Source organism: Phenylobacterium sp. RIFCSPHIGHO2_01_FULL_69_31 (genome assembly GCF_001824475.1).
Lineage (GTDB): Bacteria > Pseudomonadota > Alphaproteobacteria > Caulobacterales > Caulobacteraceae > Phenylobacterium.
Map to the genome: position 1 here is coordinate 106093 of NZ_MHXN01000011.1, position 17619 is coordinate 123711.

Sequence of the window (17619 nt, forward strand, 5' to 3'; positions counted from 1 at the left end):
CGCCTCAGATCCCCCGGAGCCGGTCGCTGGTGACCTTGCTGGGCTCGGTGGCTGCGCCGATGAAGACGGCGTTGTCGTCCGAGGACTTCAAGACGAGGGCTCCGGCGCCGATCACGTTGCGCATCCCAATGGTGATGTTGTCGCGCAGCGTTGCGTTGACGCCGATGAAGGTCCCGGCGCCGATCTCGCAGTTGCCGGAGATGACGGCGTGGGAGGCGATGAAGCAGTTGTCGCCGATGCGGGTGTGGTGCCCCACGTGGTTGCCCGACCACATGATCACGTTCCGGCCCACGGTGACGTAGGGCTGGATAACGTTCTGCTCCATGATGATCGTGTTGGGGTTCGCCACGAACTTCGGCCAGACCGCGGCGCGCGGGCTGACGTGGCTGGTCAGGGTGTAGCCCTTGGCCTCGGCGGCCGCGACTTTGGCTTCGCGGAGCTTGTTCACGCCCTTGAAGCTGACCGCGACGAACATCTCGTGGGTTTCGGGCGGATAGCGGGCCTCGACCTCCTCGAAGGCCACGACCGGAAGGCCCAGATGCTCGGCGGCCGTGAGATACTCGGCGTCCACCGTCCAGGCGACGACGTTCCGGCCGCCCTCTTCGGCGAGGTAATAGTGGATGACCTCCGCCACCTGACCCATTCCGAAGATCACGACATCGCGCATGGCGCCTACCTCAAGCCCCTGCCGAGTCTCGGCGAGCGCGGCTACGGAATGGTTAATGGCGCGCCTCGCGGCGGCGGCGCTAAACCCCCGACAGCGCGTGCCGGAGGGCGGCGGCGATGCGGCCGATCTCGGCGCTGGTGAGATCGATGGAGAAGGGCAGGCCGATCACGCGGCGGCCGAGGCGATCGGTGGCGTCGAGGGGCTCGCGCGGCAGGTCGGCGAAGGCGGGGCTCGCGTGGCAGCCCAGGCCCCACCAGCGGCGGGTGTCGACCCCCTGGGCGGCGAGGCTGGCCTCGACGGCGTCCGCCGCGTCCTGCGGCAACGTCACGCAGCAGACGCTGGTGATCCAGTCCGCGCCCCAGCCGGGCTGAAACTCGACCTGCGGCAGGCCGGTGAGGCCGATCCGCAGCATCTGGGCGGCGCGCAGGAAGCGCAGGCGGTCCGCCGGCCAGCCGTCGAGCGAGGCGAGGCCGACCGCCGCGGTGTACTCGGAGAGCTTGGCGTTGGTGGCGGGCAGAAGAGAGTCGCGGCTGCCGCGGAAGCCGAAAGTGGACAGCGCGCGGACCTTGGCCGCCAGATCGGCATCGTCGGTGGCGAGGAAGCCGCCTTCGCCCGCGCCGGCCACCTTGGTGGCGTGCAGGCTCACGACCAGGGGCAGGCGCGCGTCGTCGGCGGTGTCGAAACCGGCGGCGGCGTCCACGAGCACGGGGACGCCGGTCGTCTCACGGAAGGCGCGCCATGCGGCCAGGTCCAGCGGACGGCCGAACGGCGAGACTGGGATGGCGCCCACCACGGGACCGGGCGCCTGGGAAAGCCGCGCCGCCAGCGCGGCCGGATCCAGGCTCCAGGTCTGTTCGTCCACGTCCACGAACCACGGCACGAGACCGGCCTGGAGGACGGCGTGCGCGGTCGCCACGAAGGTCCAGGCGGGCATGGCGACGAGGCCGCCCGCCGGCAGCTCCATGGCCATGAGCGTCAAGGCCAGGGCCTGGGTGCCGTTCGCCACCGTGATGACGCGCGTGCCCTCCGGAAAACGCTGGGACAGACGGTCTTCAAGCTCGGTCAGCAGGGGGCCGAAGTTGGAATACCAGCGGGCCTCGTCGATGCGCTGCAGATAGGGGAGGATGGTTTCGGCCAGAGGCAGGCGGGGACGCGCCACCACCAGCCGCGCATCGGCCTCAGCATGCGTCCTGCGCAACGGCGCCTGGTTTACGGCCAAACCGGTCCCCTCCGGAAATACCGGCTCATGGGGCCACAGCACGGTTAACACGCTGTTAGAGGCCCTGCGGTCAGGCGTCGCGGGCGCCGATCAGGTTGAGGAAGGCTTCGGCGACGCGGCCGGCGCCCAGGCCGTCGCAGACGCCGGCGCTGTTGGCGGCCAGCTGGCGGCGCAGGTTCGCGTCGCGCAGGAGCCGCATCAGGTGGCGGTCGATTACCTGGTCGAAGTCGGCTTCGCCGGCGTCGGCCACGAGGGCGGCCTCCCGCTCGGCCATGGCGCGGGCGGCGCCCCGCTGGTTGTCGGCCAGCACCACCATCAGCGACGGCAGTCCAACCACGCAGCGCTCCCAGGTGGCCGATCCGGCCGCGCCGACGCCCAGGTCGGCCTCGGCGGTCAGGCGCGCCATGTGCGGGGTGTCGACATGCAGCATCAGGCGCGGGTCGCGGCGGGCGATCTTGGTCAGCGCGGGGAGGCTGGGCGCCGCGCCGCCCAGAACCACGTCCAGGCCGATGTCGTGGATGCGAGGCCGCAGCAGGTCGACGACGCGGCCCGTGATCCCGCCGACATCGGTCAGGCCCATGGAGACGAGGATCCGCAGCACGGGCTCGCCTCTCCACGCGAGGGCCGGCTCGCGCACGGCGGCGAACTCGGGGCGGACCGGGGCGTAGACGGGGCCAAGGAGCAGGCGCGTGGCCTCGTCGGTCAGCCCCAGATAGTCGGCGGCTTTCCGCTCTGGGCCGGAGTCGAGAACGATGTCGGCGCCCAGCGGCCGGTCGGCCAGATCGTCGATCACCAGCACCGGGCGGCCGCGCGCCATGGCGCGGTGGTCCGGTTCGGCCAGGCCGTAGTGGTCGAAGACGATGGCGTCGAAGGCCTCCCGGGCCGCCGCGGCAGCCAGGTCGTCGCCCGCGATCCGCGGGACTTCGGGGGCGAAGGCTTCCAAGAGTTCGCCGGCCATCGGCGGCCCGAGGAAGACGCAGGCCGCGCCCTGGGCGGTGAGCGCCCGGGCCAGGGTCAGGGAGCGCATGACGTGTCCGCCGCCCACAGCTGGGCCGGCGTCGACGACGAAGAGAATGCGCGGTCCGGTCATGGCCTTGCCTCGCCCGGCAATGGGGCGACGTCGGGGCGGGGGAGCGCGGCGCCGATCATGGCCCCCGTGATGAGCCGATGCGGCCCAAAAGCAAAGGGCCGCCCCGAAGGGCGGCCCAGGAACCCCGATGAGGGTTCGGTTAGATGAAGTTGGTTTCGGAGATGTCGGTCAGCGCCTTGCCGGTCAGCAGGATCGCATCGTCGGCCGTCCCGTCGGCGTTGCCATCGACGAAGACGACCACATCCGAGCCGACCAGGATGGAGACGTAGATGACCGTGTTGTCCATCGCCGTGTTGGCCAGGGCCAGCGCGGCGGCGAAGTCGGTCGCCGAGGTGATCTCGAGGTAGTTTGCCCCGGTGCCCGCGTCGTCGATGTCGATGAAGTCGGCCGCGGCCCAATCGGTGATGGTGTCGATCGAGCCCGAGCTCGCCACGCCGCTGTCGCTGGCGGCGAACACGAAGGTGTCCGCACCCGTGCCGCCGGTCATCACGTCGCGGAGCGCGCCACCCGTGATGGTGTCCGTGCCCGACCCGGCGGTGATGGTGTCGGTGCCCGCGCCGCCGCTGACGACGTTGGCGCCTTCGCCCGCACCGATGCTGTCATTGCCGGCCGCAGCGGTGATGGTGTCGTTGCCGCTGGTCGCCGTGATGCTGTCGGAGCCGCCGCCGGTCGTGATGCTGTTCGCACCCGCGCCGCCGTCGACGATGTTGTCGTCGGAGCCGCCCCCGGTGATGGTGTCCGCGCCTTCGCCACCCTGGATGGCCGCGCGGCCGCCGAAGGTGATGATGTCGTCGCCGGTCCCGCCGTTGACCAGATCGACGCCGCCCGCGCTGGTGGTCGAGACGGAGATCGTGTCGTTGCCGGCGCCGCCGTTGACGGAGTCGTTTCCGGTCCCGGTCGAGACGCTGTCCGCGCCGCCGCCGGTGGTGACGGTGTTGTTGCCGTCCCCTGCGTCGACCGTGTTGGCGCCTTCGCCGGCGCTCACGTTGTCGTTGCCGTCGCCGGTGGAGAGGCTGTCGGCGCCGGAGCCGGACGTCACGGAGTCGTTGCCCGTACCCGAGGCGAGGCTGTTGACGCCCTCGCCCAGCGCAATGGTCGCGTGCCCGCTGGTCGTCGAGACGGTGTCGTCGCCGGCGCCGGTGCTGATCGAGATCGCGGCCGTGGAGCCGGTGACGGTGTCGTTGCCTTCGCCGCCGACGACCGTGCCGCCGCCGCCGGTGACGGAGATCACATTGGCGCCCGCGCCGGCGTCTATGGAGTTGACGCCCGCGCCGCCGGCGATGGTGTCGTTGCCCGTACCGGTACTGATCGTGTCGTCGCCCGTGCCCGTGGTGACGCTGTCGGTCCCGGCGTCGGTGGTGACCCGGTTGGCGCCATCGCCGGCCGCCACGGTGTCGTTGCCGTCCCCGGTCGTGATCAGGTCTGCGTCGGTCCCGCTGACGATGCTGTCGTTGCCAGCGCCGGTGGTGATCGTGTTGTCGCCGTCGCCTGCGTTGATCGAGTTCGCACCCGCGCCGCCGTCGATCACGTCCGCGCCGCCGGTGCTCGCGAGGGTGTCGTCACCCGCGCCGAGCGAGATGTTGTTGGCGCCCGCGCCGCCGTCGACGGAGTCGTTTCCGTCACCCGCGTTGATGGTGTCGGCGCCGCCGCCGGCCGTGATCGTGTCGGCGCCGATACCGCCATCGAGCGAGTCAGCGCCGCCGTTGCCCGTGACGACGTCGTCGCCATCCTGACCGCCGAGCGTATCGGCGGCGGTGGAGCCGGCGATCGTGTCGTTGCCCAGGTTGCCGAGGACGTAGTCGCCGCCGCCCTGGTTGGCGTTGATGTTGTCGTTGCCTTGGCCGCCCAGCAGCAGGTCGAGGCCCGCGCCGCCGGTGATGGTGTCGTCGCCGAGATTGCCCTGGGCGAACTGCAGGACCGACGCGGTGGCGAAGCCGCCGACGTCGATGGTGTCGTTGTCGCGGCCGCCGTAGATGACGTCGTCGCCGCCTTCGCCCGACAGCGTGTCCTCACCCTGGTTGCCCTGGAGCACGTCGTTGCCGTCGCCGCCGCGGAGCGAATCGTCGCCGGTGCCGCCGTAGAGGCCGTCGGCGGCGGACCCGCCCTGCACCGTATCGTCGCCGGTCGTGCCCGCGTAGAGCAGCGAGCTGTCGGCGAAGATGGCGGCCGAGCCGCCCATGTTCGAGGTGGCGCGGAAGCCGCCCGGATCCGAGAATTGCAGCGTCTTGGTCGGCGCCGTCAGCACCACGTAGTCCGGCGTGTTGACGGTGAAGGGTACGAAGCTCACCGACACCTGCGCGGCCGTCACCGTCTGGTTGGTGAAGATCATCTGGTCGGTCGCGGAATTGAAGGACGCCGCCTGCGCAGCGGTCATTTCCTCAAAGAAGTAAGTCGCCACTGTGCGGCCCCCGTATACGAATCGGTTGGTGTCCCTTGCGGGCAGGCTATCCACAAATCCTTAGACAAAGTTACCGCAGGGCGCGAGCCGGGCGAGAAAACCTAGCCTAAAGTTGAGCCGGGGCCGGCGTCAGGCCGATCCGTCGTAACGGTGCAGCAGTTCGCGGGCGGCTCGATCGGTTTCTAGCAGGGGCGCATAAGGCGGCGCTGTCAACTCGCCGACAAAGGGACGTGCGATGTTCCGTCGCTGCAGTTCGGCGTGGAAGCGGGCGAGCTTGGCGCTGCGGCCGTCCATGGGAAGCACGAAGAGCGGCTTGCCGGTCGCCGCGGCGTCGGTGGCGAGGTTGGTGGAGTCCTCGGTGACCAGGATGGCGTCGGCGGCGGCCAGGAACGCGAAGTAGGGGTTCTCACCCGCCCCTTCCCAGATGATCCCCGGCAGATGGCGCAGGGCCGCGGTCATCGCCTGCTGCGCCGCGACCGGCGTTCGCCGGGTGAACGAGAGCAGCAGCGCGCCCCCGGCCCCCTCGACCGCGGAGGCGATCGCGGCGGACAGTGCGCGCGCCCGCGCCGGCGACAGGTCGTGGGCCTTGGACTTGCCGCCGACGATCACGGCTACGCGCGGGTGGGGCAGGGGCGCCAGCCGCTCCTGGAACCGGGCGAGCTCCAGCCCGAGCTTCTCGGCGGTGATCCGGTTGGGCGCCCCCAGGATCGGAAAGACGTTGGGGCCGGCGAGGCCGTCGTGTTCCGGGGGAACCACCAGGTCGAAGCTGGAGAGGGGCGCCTTGGGATCCTGGAGCTGCACGACGAAGGTGCGCCCTTCGCTCCATTTCAGCATGCGGGTGGAGAGCGGCAGCGTGGCCCGCCCGGCGGCGATCCATATGTCGGGATAGGGGGCGGCGATGGGGTCGCCGCTTTGCGCCCGGGGCGGAATCAGCCGCCAGGGCAGCCGGCCGAGACCGGCGCGCCAGCCGATCCGCTTGACCGCGATGTGCGCCGGCTTCAGGCGCGCGACCGCTTCGGCCAGGCCCAGGGCCTGGGCTTCGATGCCGGCGCGGCCGTCCGAGACGGCCCAAATCCTCAGGGGACGCGGGGCCGCCATCGGGCGGGGGTCAGACCCACTCGACCTTGGTGATCTCGTAGGACTTGCCGCCGCCGGGGGTCATGACCTCCACGACGTCGCCCGTCTCCTTGCCGATGATCGCCCGCGCGATCGGCGAGGTGATCGAGACGCGGCCGCTCTTCACGTCGGCCTCGTGCTCGCCCACGATCTGGTAGCGGGCCTCCTCCTCGGTGTCCTCGTCGACCACCGAGACGGTGGCGCCGAACTTCACCTGGCTGCCCGACAGCTTGGAGACGTCGATCACCTGGGCCCGCGCCATGCGGTCTTCGATGTCGGCGATCTGGCCTTCGATCCAGCCCTGGCGCTCCTTGGCCGCGTGATACTCGGCGTTCTCGGAGAGATCGCCGTGCGCGCGCGCCTCGGCGATCGCCGCAATCACGGCGGGCCGCTCGATCGTCTTCAAACGCTTCAGTTCTTCGTCCAGGGCCTTGTAGCCCTCGACGGTCATCGGAACTTTTTCCATCGTGACTCGAGGTTCGCCTTGGTGATCCCCACCCCGGCCGCGGGCGAATGCGACCCGGGGGCAAAGAAGCTAGGATTGTGCGCCGCAAAAATCAAGGGTGGGGCGGGAGAAGCCGCCTATCGGGGAGGCGCCCGTGATCGCCGACCCCCGCCGATCCGACCTGCGCCTCGCCAATCCGGGGCGTTCGCACTACCTGTGCCTGGACCTCAGGAGTGCGCCATGGCCGCCAAGCGCGGGATCACCCTCTATCACTCGCCGGGCAGCCGGGCGTTCACCGCCTACTGGATGCTGGAGGAGATCGGCGTCGCCTTCGACGTCCGGACCGTGGACATCCGCAAGGGCGAGCAGAAGGCGGCGGCCTATCTGAAGCTCAACCCGGCCGGCAAGGTGCCGACCCTGACCGACGGTGAGGTAGTGGTGAGCGAGAACCCCGCCATCGCGATCTACCTGGCCGACCGCTATAGCTACGGGACCCTGGCGCCGCGGATCGAGGACAGGGACCGCGGGGCCTACCTGAAGTGGATGGTCTACGCGACGGCGGTCGTGGACCCGGTGGCCTCGCTGCACGCGCAGAAGATCGACCTGCCGGGTTCGGACGTGGGCTTCGGCGCATTCGACGACATGGTGCACGCGCTGACCACGACGCTGGCGTCGCGCAAATGGCTGCTGGGCGACCGGTTCAGCGCCGCCGACGTGGTGCTGGGCGGCACCGTCTCGCGGCTGTTCTACCAGAAGGTCCTGCCCGAGCACCCGGTGCTGGTGGAGTACAACGCCCGCCTGACCCAGCGCGAGGCGTACCATCGGGCGGCCGACGCCACCTGGCCGGCGCACCTCTATCCGACCTTCCAGCACTGAGGCCGGGTCAGGCGCTCTCGCTGACGATCGCGCCTGCGAGCTCGTCGGCATCGGGCGTCTCGAACACGCCTTCGATGAACTCGAAGTGCTCGGGCTTGACCTCGATGGCGAAGTTCTCGCCGCGGATGACGTTGCGCTCGGCCACGCGCGCACGCCGCACCTCGACCGGCGCCGTGACGAAATGGAACTGCAGGGGCAGGCCCGCCCCCTCGGCGATCTCCCGCACGCGGGCGCGGTCGTCCTTCCGCATCAGGCCGATGTCGAGGATCACGGGCACGCCCGTCGCCAGCACGCCGGCGGCGACCGACCAGATCTGGGCCTCGCACCGCTGCACCCGCTCGATCATCCACTCGTATTCGATGGGCTGCGGCATGTCCGGCGCGAAGAGCTGGGCCATCCATTCGTCCAGCACGAAGGCCACCGCCTTCTCCCGGCGCGCGAAGGCGTGGGCGTAGAGGGTCTTGCCGGCGCCTGAGGGGCCGAAGATCACATGCAGGGTCGCAGCCATCCCGGCCGTCTAGCGGACCGCGGCCGAAAGGTCGACTTGACGCCCTTTATATAACCAAATAGCTATATAGCCCATGAGTTATGAACAGCAGCTCGACGCCACGTTCGCGGCCCTGGCCGATCCGACCCGCCGGGCGATCCTGTCCCGGCTGGCGACGGGGGAGGCCTCCGTGCAGGAGCTGGCCGAACCCTTCGCCATGAGCCAGCCGGCGATCTCCAAGCACCTGAAGGTGCTGGAGCGGGCGGGCCTGATCCGCCGGGGTCGCGACGCCCAGCGCCGGCCGGCGCGGATCGAGGCGCGCGCCCTGCAGGAGGCGAACGGCTGGATCGAGCGCTATCGCGCGCTTTGGGAAGCCAACTACGCGCGCCTCGACGACCTGCTGGACGAGCTGAAGACCCAGAAGAAGGACTGACCGATGCCCAAGCCTGTCGATGTCTCCACCCCCTCGGACCGGGAGATCCGCGTCGCCCGCGTGTTCGACGCGCCGGCCCGGCTGGTCTGGGACTGCCACGTGAAGCCCGAGCTGATCCGGCGATGGATGCTGGGACCGCCCGGCTGGTCGATGCCGGTCTGCGAGGTCGACCTGCGGGTCGGCGGCGCCTATCGCTACCGCTGGCGCAGCGACGAGGATGGGACGGAATTCGGCTCGAGCGGCGTGCACCGCGAGATCGTCCCCTTCGAGAGGATCGTCACCAGCGAGCGGATGGAAGGCTTCGACGGCGAGGCCATCAACACGCTTGTCTTCGAGGAGACCGGCCGCCGCACGACGGCGATCATGACCATGCTGTTCGAGTCCAAGGCGGCGCGCGACGGCGCCCTCGCGACCGGCATGAGCGACGGCATGGCCATGGGCTACGACCGGATGGACGACATCTTGTCCGAACTGGCGGCGGCCTGACCGACGTTGGCGCGCTCTCGCTGAGGGCGCGCCAGACCGGGGCTCAGCGGACGGTGAGACCGCCGTCGATAACCAGCTCCTGGCCCGTCACGTAGCGGCTCTCGTCCGAGCAGAGCCAGAGCACGCCGTTGGCGATGTCTTCCGGCCAGCCCTTCACCCCGAGGGGAACCGCCATGGCCGACATGGCGTCCAGGTCCGGCGGGGCGTTGGCGCCGGGGTTCACGGCTTCGCCGACCGTGGTCCAGATCGGCGTCTCGATCAGGCCCGGATGGACGGAGTTCACCCGGATGCCGTCCCGGGCGTTGGCGCATTCCATGGCCACGGCCTTGGTGAACAGGCGCACGCCGCCCTTGGTGGCGCAGTAGCCGGCGAGGTTGGCCGAGCCCTTGAGGCCGGCGACCGAGGAGATGTTGACGATGCTGCCGCCCTGGCCCGAGGCGCGCATCAGGGGGATCGAGTGCTTCGTGCCCAGGAACACGCCGTCCAGGTTGATGGCGGTCTGCCGGCGCCAGTTGGCCAGGGTCATCTCCAGGATCGACCCGCCGATGCCGATGCCCGCATTGTTCACCAGGAAGTCGAGCCGGCCGTGCCGCGCCTTGATCCCATCGACGATCTCGGCCCAGCCGTCCTCGTCGGTGACGTCCTGGTGGCGGTACTCGGCCTTGCCGCCCGACTTCAGGATGCCGGCCACCACCTCTTCGCCCAGGGCGTCCTGGATGTCGGTGACGACGACGAACGCGCCTTCGGCCGCCAGCTTCTCGGCGCAGCCGCGGCCGATCCCGCTGGCCCCGCCCGTGACGAGCGCGACCTTGCCGCTCACTCGACCTGCCATCTGATCCCTCCCTTATCGTTGATAACCTTGAGTGGTAGCGCGCCGGCCGGCGCCCGCCTAGCCCCTTCGCCGCGCGCCCTATCCAGGCTATCCGCCCCTGGAAGGCAAGCGAGCGCGCGGGTCGGAGGACCGGCCGCTGGAGGGGTTATGAAGATCGACATTCGACCCTGCGGTCCGCAGGACGCCGGGGCCCTGGCGCTGGTGGGCCAGGCGACGTTCCTGGAGACCTATGCGACCGTCCTGCCGGCGGCGGACATCCTGGCGCACTGCGGTGATGAGCACGGCGAGGGGCGCTATGCCGCCTGGCTGGCGCAACCGGAGACGCACAGATTCTGGGCGGCCGAGGTGGCGGGCCTGGGCGCGACCGTGGGCTACGTCATGCTCTGCCCGCCCGACCTGCCGGTCCCCACCGGGCCGGGGGACCTGGAGATCAAGCGGATCTACCTCCTGTCACGGTTCCAGGGCGGCGGCGTGGGCGCACGGCTGATGACCACCGCCATCGACGCCGCCAGGGCGCTGGGCGCCCGGCGCCTACTGTTGGGCGTCTACGGCGAGAACGCGAGCGCAATCGCCTTCTACGCCCGCCAGGGGTTCACCGAGGCGGGCGTGCGGAAGTTCCAGGTGGGCGCCAACACCTATGACGATCTGGTGCTGGCGAGGGCGCTCTGAGCCCCTATTGCATCCACTTGGGTTCGGAGCTGCCGGTGGTCATGATCCCGTAGATCAGGCCGATGGCGAGCAGGACGATCGCGGCGACCATGACGACCCCGATCAGGCCCTCGAACTTCTCGGCCAGATGTTTCGGCTTGTGATGACGGACTTCGCCGGTATGCGGCTCGGTATGCATGAGACTTCCTCGCAATCCTGTTTGGTGGAGTTCTTGAGCTCCACGCCAGGCTGCGGCAGACGCCAGAGGCGTCCCCCGGAAGTTCGCCGGGCCCCGCCTGCGAGAAGCGGAGACCAAGTGGGCCGCCGGGGCGCGCCCTTGCCGCCTGTCTCAGTCAGGCGATGAGGGGAGTCTGCGCCTCGAAACCGGAGCGGTCAATCCGCAAGCGTGGGTGGTGATTGGGCCACACCCTAGGATTGCGAGGCGCGTGCAATCGCCGGGCGGCCATGGACTTCCGCGCCGTCCGGCGGCACATCGCGCTGAACTTCCGGAGACGCACATGGTCAGCCTCGACGACTATATCGATGACGACGGCGACGAGCCCGACACCGCAGCCGATTTCGCGGCGCTCAAGGGGTGCCTGAAGGCGCTGGCCGACGCCATCGCCAGCACCAACCTGGCGGTGATCAACGGCGCCCAGGGCGACGTGGGCGCGGCCACCCAGCGGGTGCAGGCCTCCATCGGCGCCCTCAAGCGCTTCCACGACGCCTTCAAGATCCTGGAAGCCGGGACCGAAGACGAGAGCGAGGCGCCGGCGGAAGAAGAGGACGACGCCTAGGCGAGAAGCCTAGGCGTAGCTCTGCAGCGGCCGCACTTCGAGGGGCCCCTCGGCCACCGCCGCGATGGCGCGGGCCGCGGCCAGGGCGGCCGGCGTGGTGGTGAAGTAGGGGATCTTCATCATCAGGGCGCTGCGGCGGATCTCGAAGCTGTCCAGCAGCGACTGCTTGCCCTCGGTGGTGTTGAAGACCAGCTGCACCTCGCCGTTCTTCATGTGGTCGACGATGTGCGGGCGACCCTCCAGCACCTTCTTGACCGTCTCGACCTTCACGCCCTTCTCGGTGAGGTAGGCGGCGGTGCCGGCGGTGGCCAGGATGCGGAAGCCCTGGGCCGAGATGATCTGGGCCGCCTCCAGGATCCAGTCCTTGTCGCTGTCCTTCACCGAGATGAAGGCGCAGCCCTTGGACGGCAGGACGGTGCCGCCGCCCAGCTGGCTCTTGGCGAAGGCGCGCGCGAAGGCGGGGCCGGGGCCTTCGCCCGGGCGGATCCAGTCCAGGCCCATGACCTCGCCCGTCGAGCGCATCTCGGGTCCGAGGATCGTGTCCACGCCGGCAAAGCGGGCGAACGGGAAGACCGCCTCCTTCACCGCGATGTGGTCGTAGGGCTTGTCGGTGAGATTGAACTCGCTGAGCGGCCGGCCGGCCATCAGCTTGGCGGCGATGGCCGCCACCGGCTCGCCGATGGTCTTGGCCACGAAGGGCACCGTGCGGCTGGCGCGCGGATTAACCTCCAGGACGTAGATCCGCGGGTTGGCGCTGGCCGGCTCCTCGATGGCGAACTGCACGTTCATCAGGCCGCGCACGTTCAGCGCCCGGGCCATCGCCTCGGTCTGGCGCTTGAGCTCCGCGATGGTCTCGGGGCGCAGGGAGAACGGCGGCAGGGAACAGGCGCTGTCGCCCGAGTGCACGCCGGCCTCCTCGATGTGCTCCATGACGCCGGCCACGAAGACGGCGCCGGTATTGTCGCACAGAGCGTCCACGTCCACCTCGGTGGCGCGGCTGAGGTACTGGTCGATCAGGACCGGGCTATCGCCCGACACCTGCACGGCGGTGGTGATGTACCGTTCGAGCTGCTCGTCATCGCGTACGATCTCCATCGCCCGCCCGCCCAGCACGTAGGAGGGGCGGATGACGATGGGGTAGCCCACCTTGTGGGCCGCCTCGAAGGCTTCCTCGCGGGAGCGGGCGATCCCGTTCACCGGCTGGGCGATCTTCAGCTTGTGCAGCAGCTGCTGGAACCGCTCGCGGTCCTCGGCCAGGTCGATGGCGTCGGGGCTGGTGCCCAGGATCGGAATCCCGGCCTCTTCCAGCGCGGCCGCCAGCTTCAGCGGGGTCTGGCCGCCGAACTGCACGATCACGCCCAGGAGCTCGCCGCGGGTCTGCTCGACCTTGATCAGCTCCAGCACGTCCTCGGCTGTCAGGGGCTCGAAGTAGAGGCGGTCGGAGGTGTCGTAGTCGGTGGAGACGGTCTCCGGGTTGCAGTTGACCATGATCGACTCCACGCCGATCTCGTCGAGCGCGAAGGCCGCGTGGCAGCAGCAGTAGTCGAACTCGATCCCCTGGCCGATCCGGTTCGGACCGCCGCCGAGGATGATCGCCTTCTTGCGGTCCGAGGGTTCGCTCTCGTTGTCCGGAAGCTGACCCAGGGCGCCGCTTTCGTAGGTCGAGTACATGTAGGGCGTCTCGGCGCGGAACTCGCCGGCGCAGGTGTCGATGCGCTTGAATACCGGCCGCACGCCCAGGGCGCGCCGCTGCTCGCGGACTTCCTTCTCGGTGGTGTGGGTCAGCTTGGCGAGCCGGGCGTCGGAGAAGCCCAGGGCCTTCAGCTTGCGGAACTCCACGGCCGTGGTGGGCAGGCCGTCCGCGCGGATCTGCGCTTCGGTCTTCACCAGGGTCTCGAGCTGGCGCAGGAACCAGGGTTCGTACGAGCAGGCGCCGTGGATCTCGTCGACGGTCAGGCCGTGGCGGAACGCCTGGGCGATGACCCGCAGCCGGTCCGGCGTGGGCTGGGCGAGGGCGCGCAGCACGGCCGCGTGACCCATCTCCGGATCCTCGCCGCCCTCGATGGCGATCTCGTCGAGGCCGGTGAGGCCCGTCTCCAGCCCGCGCAGGGCCTTCTGGAGGCTTTCGGCGAAGGTGCGGCCGATGGCCATGACCTCGCCCACCGACTTCATCTGGGTGGTGAGGTACGGCTCGGACCCCGGGAACTTCTCGAAGGCGAAGCGCGGGATCTTGGTGACCACGTAGTCGATGCTGGGCTCGAACGAGGCGGGCGTGGCGCCCGTGATGTCGTTCATCAGCTCATCGAGCGTATAGCCCACGGCCAGGCGGGCGGCGACCTTGGCGATCGGGAAGCCGGTGGCCTTGGAGGCGAGGGCCGACGAGCGCGACACCCGCGGGTTCATCTCGATGACCACCATGCGGCCGTCGGCGGGGTTCACCGCGAACTGCACGTTCGAGCCGCCGGTCTCGACGCCGATCTCGCGCAGCACGTCGATCGAGGCGCGCCGCATCCGCTGGTATTCCTTGTCGGTCAGCGTCAGGGCCGGGGCGACGGTGATGGAGTCGCCGGTATGGACGCCCATCGGGTCGATGTTCTCGATGGAGCAGACGATGATGCAGTTGTCCGCCTTGTCGCGGACGACCTCCATCTCGTACTCCTTCCAGCCCAGCACGCTCTCCTCGATCAGCACCTCGGTGGTGGGGGAGAGGTCCAGGCCGCGCTCCACGATCTCGCGGAACTCCTCGACGTTGTAGGCGATGCCGCCGCCGGTGCCGGCGAGGGTAAACGAGGGGCGGATGATCGCGGGCAGGCCGACGAACTCCAGGCCCTCCATGGCCTCGTCCAGGGTGTGGGCGGCCTTGGACTTGGGGCTCTCCAGCCCGATCTTGTCCATGGCGTCGCGGAATTTCTGGCGGTCCTCGGCCTTGTCGATGACGTCGGCCTTGGCCCCGATCATCTCGACGCCGTACTTCTTCAGGACACCGTTCGCCTCCAGGGCGAGCGCGGTGTTCAGCGCCGTCTGGCCGCCCATGGTGGGCAGGAGGGCGTCGGGGCGCTCCTTCTCGATGATCTTCTCGACCATCTCGGGTGTGATCGGCTCGATGTAGGTGGCGTCGGCGACGTTGGGATCAGTCATGATCGTCGCCGGGTTCGAGTTCACCAGGACGATGCGATAGCCCTCGGCGCGCAGCGCCTTGCACGCCTGGACGCCCGAGTAGTCGAACTCGCACGCCTGGCCGATGACGATGGGGCCGGCGCCGATGATCAGGATCGAGGAGATGTCGGTACGTTTGGGCATGGGTCTCGCGCGCAAGGGCCGCGCGTGCTTTCGCACCGCTGCCGACAAGTCAGAACTGCAGGTTAAGGCGCCCCTTTAGAGACCGATGCCGCTTGGCGCAAGCACGCACACGACCCGGGAGCCCATAGTTCCGGAGAGCGCGTTCGGTTCCCGGAAATTTCTCAAGCGAATCACGCAACTAACCGGCGGCTGAGGCTCTATCCTTACGGGCGTCGACGTTCGGCGTCCGAAGACATGCGGAGTGCCCATGAGCCTGCTCGACAGAATCCCGACCCTGAGCGACGACGAGGTCGTGAACCTGCTGGCGAACGCACGCAGGCTGAGCGAGCAGGGCGACGACAAGCAGAAGGCCGCCGCGGCCGAGCTGCTGGAACCTCTGCAGGCCGAGGCCCACCAGCGCAAGGAAGCCCGCCTCGAGCGCGCCAAGGAAAAGCGCGCCGCCACCCGCAAGGCCACGCTGAAGTCCGCCGCGGCCTAGCTTCGCTGACGCGATGAAGGCAGGGTGGGGCGCATGCGGTGCGCCCTGCCTCTCCTCGCCCTCCTGATATCGACGCCCGCCGCGGCGCAGACCCCGCCCAAGCCGGGCGCGCCGGCGGTTCTGGACGCCACCCTGTCGGGCCAGCCGATCCGCGCCCCGGCCGGCGATCTGCGCGTCACCGTCAGTCAGGCGGTCATTCCCGTCGGCGGACGCCTGGCGGCCCACAAACACCCCTATCCGCGCGTCGTGAACGTGCTGGCCGGGCGCCTCAAGATCACCAATCTCGATACCGGGCAGACCCGTGACGCCGTCGCGGGCGACTGGATGGTGGATGCGGTCGACCAGTGGCACGAAGCGGTCGTGGTCGGGGACGAGCCCGTGCGCCTCTTGACCATCGACCAGGCGCCGCCCGGCGCGGCGGTGACGATCCCCAGGAACCCCTGATACGGGAACCCTTGCGTCTTGCGCGCGAGACAGGCAGCTTCGCCCTAATGCGTTCGCTGATCAAAGCGACACAACCTAAGGGACCGCCTTGGCCTCCGCCGCGACGACAACCGACATCCTATCGCCGCTGATGACCCGCATCGCCGCGGGCGAGCGCGAGGCCCTGCGACAATTGTACCAGGCCACCTCCGCGAAGCTTTTTGGGGTCTGCCTCCGTATCCTCTCCGACCGCGAGGAGAGTGAGGACGTTTTGCAGGACGTGTACGTCACCATATGGCGACGGGCCGACCGTTTCGACGGAGCCCGCGCGAGCGTGATGACCTGGGTGTCCACCATCGCGCGGAACCGGGCCATCGACCGGCTGCGGGCGCGGGGGCCGATGGCCTACGCCGAGCCCGTGGAGGAACTGGAAATCCCCGACGGCGCGGACAGCGCCGAGACGCTGCTGGCCGCCGCGGACGACCGCGACCGGCTGCACGGGTGCATGTCGGAACTGGACGACCGGACCCAGTCGGTGATCCGCACCGCATTTTTCGAAGGCGTCACTTACGAAGCCTTAGCCAAGCGCATGGATGCTCCACTGGGCACCGTTAAGAGTTGGATCCGTCGCGGACTGGCGAAGCTGAAGGGGTGCCTCCAGTCATGAGCGAAGCTCCCGACCTTTCCGAAGCCGAAGCCTTCGCCGCCGAACATGCCCTGGGCGTCCTGAACGCCCGCGAACGGGCCGAGGCCGAGGCCCGCATGGCCCGCGAACCCGCCTTCGCCGCCGACGTCGAAGCCTGGCGCGCGCGCCTTGGCCCGATGATCGACAGCATCGAGCCGGTCCCGGCGCCGGCCGGCCTGTGGACCCGCATCGAGCGCATGCTGCCGGCCAACGACAACGGCGCGATCATGAACAAGCTGCGCTTCTGGCGGAACTCGGCGATGGGCGGCTTCGCCCTGGCCGCGGCCAGCCTCGCCGGCGTGATGGTCCAGGTGGCCCAGCCGCCGACGGTGGTGGAGCGCCAGGTTCCGGTGCAGCCCACCGGTCAGCTGCTGAACGCCAGCGTCGTCAGCCAGGAAGGCCGTGCGCAGCCGCTGTTCGTGGCCGCCTACGACCCCGACCGCAAGGCGCTGATCGTCACCTCGCTGCTGCCGGAAGGCTCCGACCGCGACAAGGTGCACGAGCTGTGGCTGATCGCCGGCCAGGACAATCCCAAGTCCCTGGGCCTGGTGGAGTCCGGCAAGGCCAAGGTGATCGCCCTGCCGACCGAGCTGATGGGCAAGATGTCCGAGGGTGCGGCCCTGGCCGTGTCGGAGGAACCGCCTGGCGGCTCGAAGAACCCGGCCGGCCCGAGCGGCCCGGTCATCGGCGTCGGCAAGCTGTCGAAGCTGTAGGAGCCGGCGCCGCCCCGCGCGGCGCCGCGTTCCGCGCACACGTCTCCTGGGGGTGGGTATGAAGCCTGTGCTGCTGGCGGCTGTCGCCGCGCTGTTCCTGAGCGCGGGGGCGGCCCACGCGCGGCCGATCCCCGCCGCCGGACTGACGGTCGAAGACGTGCTGGCCTTCATGAAGAGCGCCGGCTTCGACGCCAAGATCGCCAAGACGGACCAGGGCTCTCCCTACGTCTCGACCTCGAAGGACGGGATCAACTTCGACCTCGACCTGTACGACTGTGACGCCGGCCGGTGCCGCGCGGTGCAGTTCGTCGCCAGCTTCGACCTGAAGGAGCCGCTGAGCGCGGCCAAGGTCAACGAATGGAACCTCAAGAAGCGCTACATCCGCGTCTACACGGACGAGGGCGGCGACCCGATCTTCGCCTACGACGCCAATCTGGCGCCGGGCGGCACCTACGAGGCGCTGCAGGACGACCTGGACGTTTTCGTCCAGTTCCTGCCCGAGATCCTCGAACACATCGGCTGGTAG

At 69.5% G+C, this 17619-nt stretch carries 20 protein-coding genes; 10 read left to right on the forward strand and 10 right to left on the reverse strand.

Translation table 11 applies throughout. The features are described 5' to 3' along the window. Positions 1 to 4 precede the first annotated feature (4 nt). The 6 genes from A2790_RS08010 to greA form a co-directional block, all read right to left on the reverse strand. On the reverse strand, positions 5 to 667 hold the full coding sequence (locus tag A2790_RS08010; protein ID WP_293389667.1) for an acetyltransferase: 663 nt from the start codon (positions 665 to 667) through the stop codon (positions 5 to 7). Between the two features lie 79 nt (positions 668 to 746). Continuing rightward, the gene (locus tag A2790_RS08015; protein WP_293389670.1) at positions 747 to 1865 is read right to left on the reverse strand and encodes an aminotransferase class I/II-fold pyridoxal phosphate-dependent enzyme; all 1119 of its coding nucleotides are present in this window, start codon (positions 1863 to 1865) and stop codon (positions 747 to 749) included. A 91-nt stretch (positions 1866 to 1956) separates the two neighbouring features. Continuing rightward, entirely contained in the window at positions 1957 to 2976 is a 1020-nt protein-coding gene (gene pseG, locus A2790_RS08020) for a UDP-2,4-diacetamido-2,4,6-trideoxy-beta-L-altropyranose hydrolase (protein WP_293389673.1), read from the reverse strand. A 139-nt stretch (positions 2977 to 3115) separates the two neighbouring features. After that, positions 3116 to 5350, reverse strand: coding sequence for a calcium-binding protein (locus tag A2790_RS08025; RefSeq protein ID WP_293389677.1), 2235 nt, complete (start codon positions 5348 to 5350; stop codon positions 3116 to 3118). A gap of 153 nt (positions 5351 to 5503) precedes the next feature. Beyond that, entirely contained in the window at positions 5504 to 6472 is a 969-nt protein-coding gene (locus A2790_RS08030; protein WP_293389680.1) for a mitochondrial fission ELM1 family protein, read from the reverse strand. Positions 6473 to 6482: 10 nt separating this feature from the next. Beyond that, positions 6483 to 6956, reverse strand: a complete 474-nt coding sequence (gene greA / locus A2790_RS08035; RefSeq protein ID WP_068877255.1) for a transcription elongation factor GreA — start codon at positions 6954 to 6956, stop codon at positions 6483 to 6485. Positions 6957 to 7175: 219 nt separating this feature from the next. On the opposite strand from greA, the gene A2790_RS08040 reads away from it, so the two are divergent. After that, a complete protein-coding gene (locus tag A2790_RS08040) occupies positions 7176 to 7811 on the forward strand; it encodes a glutathione S-transferase family protein (RefSeq protein ID WP_293389683.1) in 636 nt (211 codons plus the stop codon). A 7-nt stretch (positions 7812 to 7818) separates the two neighbouring features. On the opposite strand, the gene A2790_RS08045 is transcribed toward A2790_RS08040, so the two are convergent. Beyond that, positions 7819 to 8319, reverse strand: a complete 501-nt coding sequence (locus A2790_RS08045) for an ATP-binding protein (protein ID WP_293389686.1) — start codon at positions 8317 to 8319, stop codon at positions 7819 to 7821. 73 nt (positions 8320 to 8392) lie between these two features. Here A2790_RS08045 and A2790_RS08050 point away from each other — a divergent pair, with 73 nt between their 5' ends. Both A2790_RS08050 and A2790_RS08055 read left to right on the forward strand, forming a co-directional pair. Then, positions 8393 to 8731, forward strand: coding sequence for a metalloregulator ArsR/SmtB family transcription factor (locus A2790_RS08050; protein ID WP_293389689.1), 339 nt, complete (start codon positions 8393 to 8395; stop codon positions 8729 to 8731). A gap of 3 nt (positions 8732 to 8734) precedes the next feature. Next, the gene (locus A2790_RS08055) at positions 8735 to 9217 is read left to right on the forward strand and encodes an SRPBCC family protein (RefSeq protein WP_293389691.1); all 483 of its coding nucleotides are present in this window, start codon (positions 8735 to 8737) and stop codon (positions 9215 to 9217) included. A gap of 43 nt (positions 9218 to 9260) precedes the next feature. Here A2790_RS08055 and A2790_RS08060 read toward each other — a convergent pair whose 3' ends face one another. Then, a complete protein-coding gene (locus A2790_RS08060; RefSeq protein ID WP_293389693.1) occupies positions 9261 to 10049 on the reverse strand; it encodes a glucose 1-dehydrogenase in 789 nt (262 codons plus the stop codon). Positions 10050 to 10196: 147 nt separating this feature from the next. Between A2790_RS08060 and A2790_RS08065 the strand changes: the two genes are divergently transcribed. Beyond that, complete coding sequence (locus A2790_RS08065; RefSeq protein WP_293389695.1) at positions 10197 to 10718, forward strand: GNAT family N-acetyltransferase; 522 nt, start codon at positions 10197 to 10199, stop codon at positions 10716 to 10718. A gap of 4 nt (positions 10719 to 10722) precedes the next feature. Here A2790_RS08065 and A2790_RS08070 read toward each other — a convergent pair whose 3' ends face one another. Beyond that, entirely contained in the window at positions 10723 to 10896 is a 174-nt protein-coding gene (locus A2790_RS08070) for a hypothetical protein (RefSeq protein WP_293389698.1), read from the reverse strand. 319 nt (positions 10897 to 11215) lie between these two features. Between A2790_RS08070 and A2790_RS08075 the strand changes: the two genes are divergently transcribed. Continuing rightward, entirely contained in the window at positions 11216 to 11494 is a 279-nt protein-coding gene (locus A2790_RS08075) for a hypothetical protein (RefSeq protein WP_293389700.1), read from the forward strand. A 9-nt stretch (positions 11495 to 11503) separates the two neighbouring features. On the opposite strand, the gene carB is transcribed toward A2790_RS08075, so the two are convergent. Then, entirely contained in the window at positions 11504 to 14794 is a 3291-nt protein-coding gene (gene carB / locus A2790_RS08080) for a carbamoyl-phosphate synthase large subunit (protein ID WP_293389702.1), read from the reverse strand. A 247-nt stretch (positions 14795 to 15041) separates the two neighbouring features. On the opposite strand from carB, the gene A2790_RS08085 reads away from it, so the two are divergent. From A2790_RS08085 to A2790_RS08105, 5 genes are all read left to right on the forward strand, one after another. Next, positions 15042 to 15272 (forward strand): hypothetical protein, encoded by a 231-nt coding sequence (locus A2790_RS08085; RefSeq protein WP_293389705.1) that lies wholly within the window; start codon positions 15042 to 15044, stop codon positions 15270 to 15272. A 33-nt stretch (positions 15273 to 15305) separates the two neighbouring features. Beyond that, complete coding sequence (locus A2790_RS08090; protein ID WP_293389708.1) at positions 15306 to 15716, forward strand: cupin domain-containing protein; 411 nt, start codon at positions 15306 to 15308, stop codon at positions 15714 to 15716. A gap of 88 nt (positions 15717 to 15804) precedes the next feature. Next, the gene (locus A2790_RS08095) at positions 15805 to 16362 is read left to right on the forward strand and encodes a sigma-70 family RNA polymerase sigma factor (RefSeq protein ID WP_156466964.1); all 558 of its coding nucleotides are present in this window, start codon (positions 15805 to 15807) and stop codon (positions 16360 to 16362) included. Next, on the forward strand, positions 16359 to 17093 hold the full coding sequence (locus A2790_RS08100; protein WP_293389713.1) for an anti-sigma factor: 735 nt from the start codon (positions 16359 to 16361) through the stop codon (positions 17091 to 17093). The genes A2790_RS08095 and A2790_RS08100 overlap by 4 nt, the downstream gene beginning before the upstream one ends. A 58-nt stretch (positions 17094 to 17151) precedes the next feature. Beyond that, complete coding sequence (locus A2790_RS08105; RefSeq protein ID WP_293389716.1) at positions 17152 to 17619, forward strand: YbjN domain-containing protein; 468 nt, start codon at positions 17152 to 17154, stop codon at positions 17617 to 17619.

Coding starts and splice junctions, on each gene's coding strand:
- A2790_RS08085 (WP_293389705.1), top strand. CDS start 15,042: ATGAGCCTGCTCGACAGAATCCCGACCCTGAGCGACGACGAGGTCGTG.
- A2790_RS08090 (WP_293389708.1), top strand. CDS start 15,306: ATGCGGTGCGCCCTGCCTCTCCTCGCCCTCCTGATATCGACGCCCGCC.
- A2790_RS08030 (WP_293389680.1), bottom strand. CDS start 6,472: ATGGCGGCCCCGCGTCCCCTGAGGATTTGGGCCGTCTCGGACGGCCGC.
- A2790_RS08075 (WP_293389700.1), top strand. CDS start 11,216: ATGGTCAGCCTCGACGACTATATCGATGACGACGGCGACGAGCCCGAC.
- A2790_RS08100 (WP_293389713.1), top strand. CDS start 16,359: ATGAGCGAAGCTCCCGACCTTTCCGAAGCCGAAGCCTTCGCCGCCGAA.
- pseG (WP_293389673.1), bottom strand. CDS start 2,976: ATGACCGGACCGCGCATTCTCTTCGTCGTCGACGCCGGCCCAGCTGTG.
- A2790_RS08050 (WP_293389689.1), top strand. CDS start 8,393: ATGAGTTATGAACAGCAGCTCGACGCCACGTTCGCGGCCCTGGCCGAT.
- A2790_RS08055 (WP_293389691.1), top strand. CDS start 8,735: ATGCCCAAGCCTGTCGATGTCTCCACCCCCTCGGACCGGGAGATCCGC.
- A2790_RS08025 (WP_293389677.1), bottom strand. CDS start 5,350: ATGACCGCTGCGCAGGCGGCGTCCTTCAATTCCGCGACCGACCAGATG.
- A2790_RS08010 (WP_293389667.1), bottom strand. CDS start 667: ATGCGCGATGTCGTGATCTTCGGAATGGGTCAGGTGGCGGAGGTCATC.
- A2790_RS08045 (WP_293389686.1), bottom strand. CDS start 8,319: ATGGCTGCGACCCTGCATGTGATCTTCGGCCCCTCAGGCGCCGGCAAG.
- A2790_RS08060 (WP_293389693.1), bottom strand. CDS start 10,049: ATGGCAGGTCGAGTGAGCGGCAAGGTCGCGCTCGTCACGGGCGGGGCC.
- greA (WP_068877255.1), bottom strand. CDS start 6,956: ATGGAAAAAGTTCCGATGACCGTCGAGGGCTACAAGGCCCTGGACGAA.
- A2790_RS08105 (WP_293389716.1), top strand. CDS start 17,152: ATGAAGCCTGTGCTGCTGGCGGCTGTCGCCGCGCTGTTCCTGAGCGCG.
- carB (WP_293389702.1), bottom strand. CDS start 14,794: ATGCCCAAACGTACCGACATCTCCTCGATCCTGATCATCGGCGCCGGC.
- A2790_RS08070 (WP_293389698.1), bottom strand. CDS start 10,896: ATGCATACCGAGCCGCATACCGGCGAAGTCCGTCATCACAAGCCGAAA.
- A2790_RS08065 (WP_293389695.1), top strand. CDS start 10,197: ATGAAGATCGACATTCGACCCTGCGGTCCGCAGGACGCCGGGGCCCTG.
- A2790_RS08040 (WP_293389683.1), top strand. CDS start 7,176: ATGGCCGCCAAGCGCGGGATCACCCTCTATCACTCGCCGGGCAGCCGG.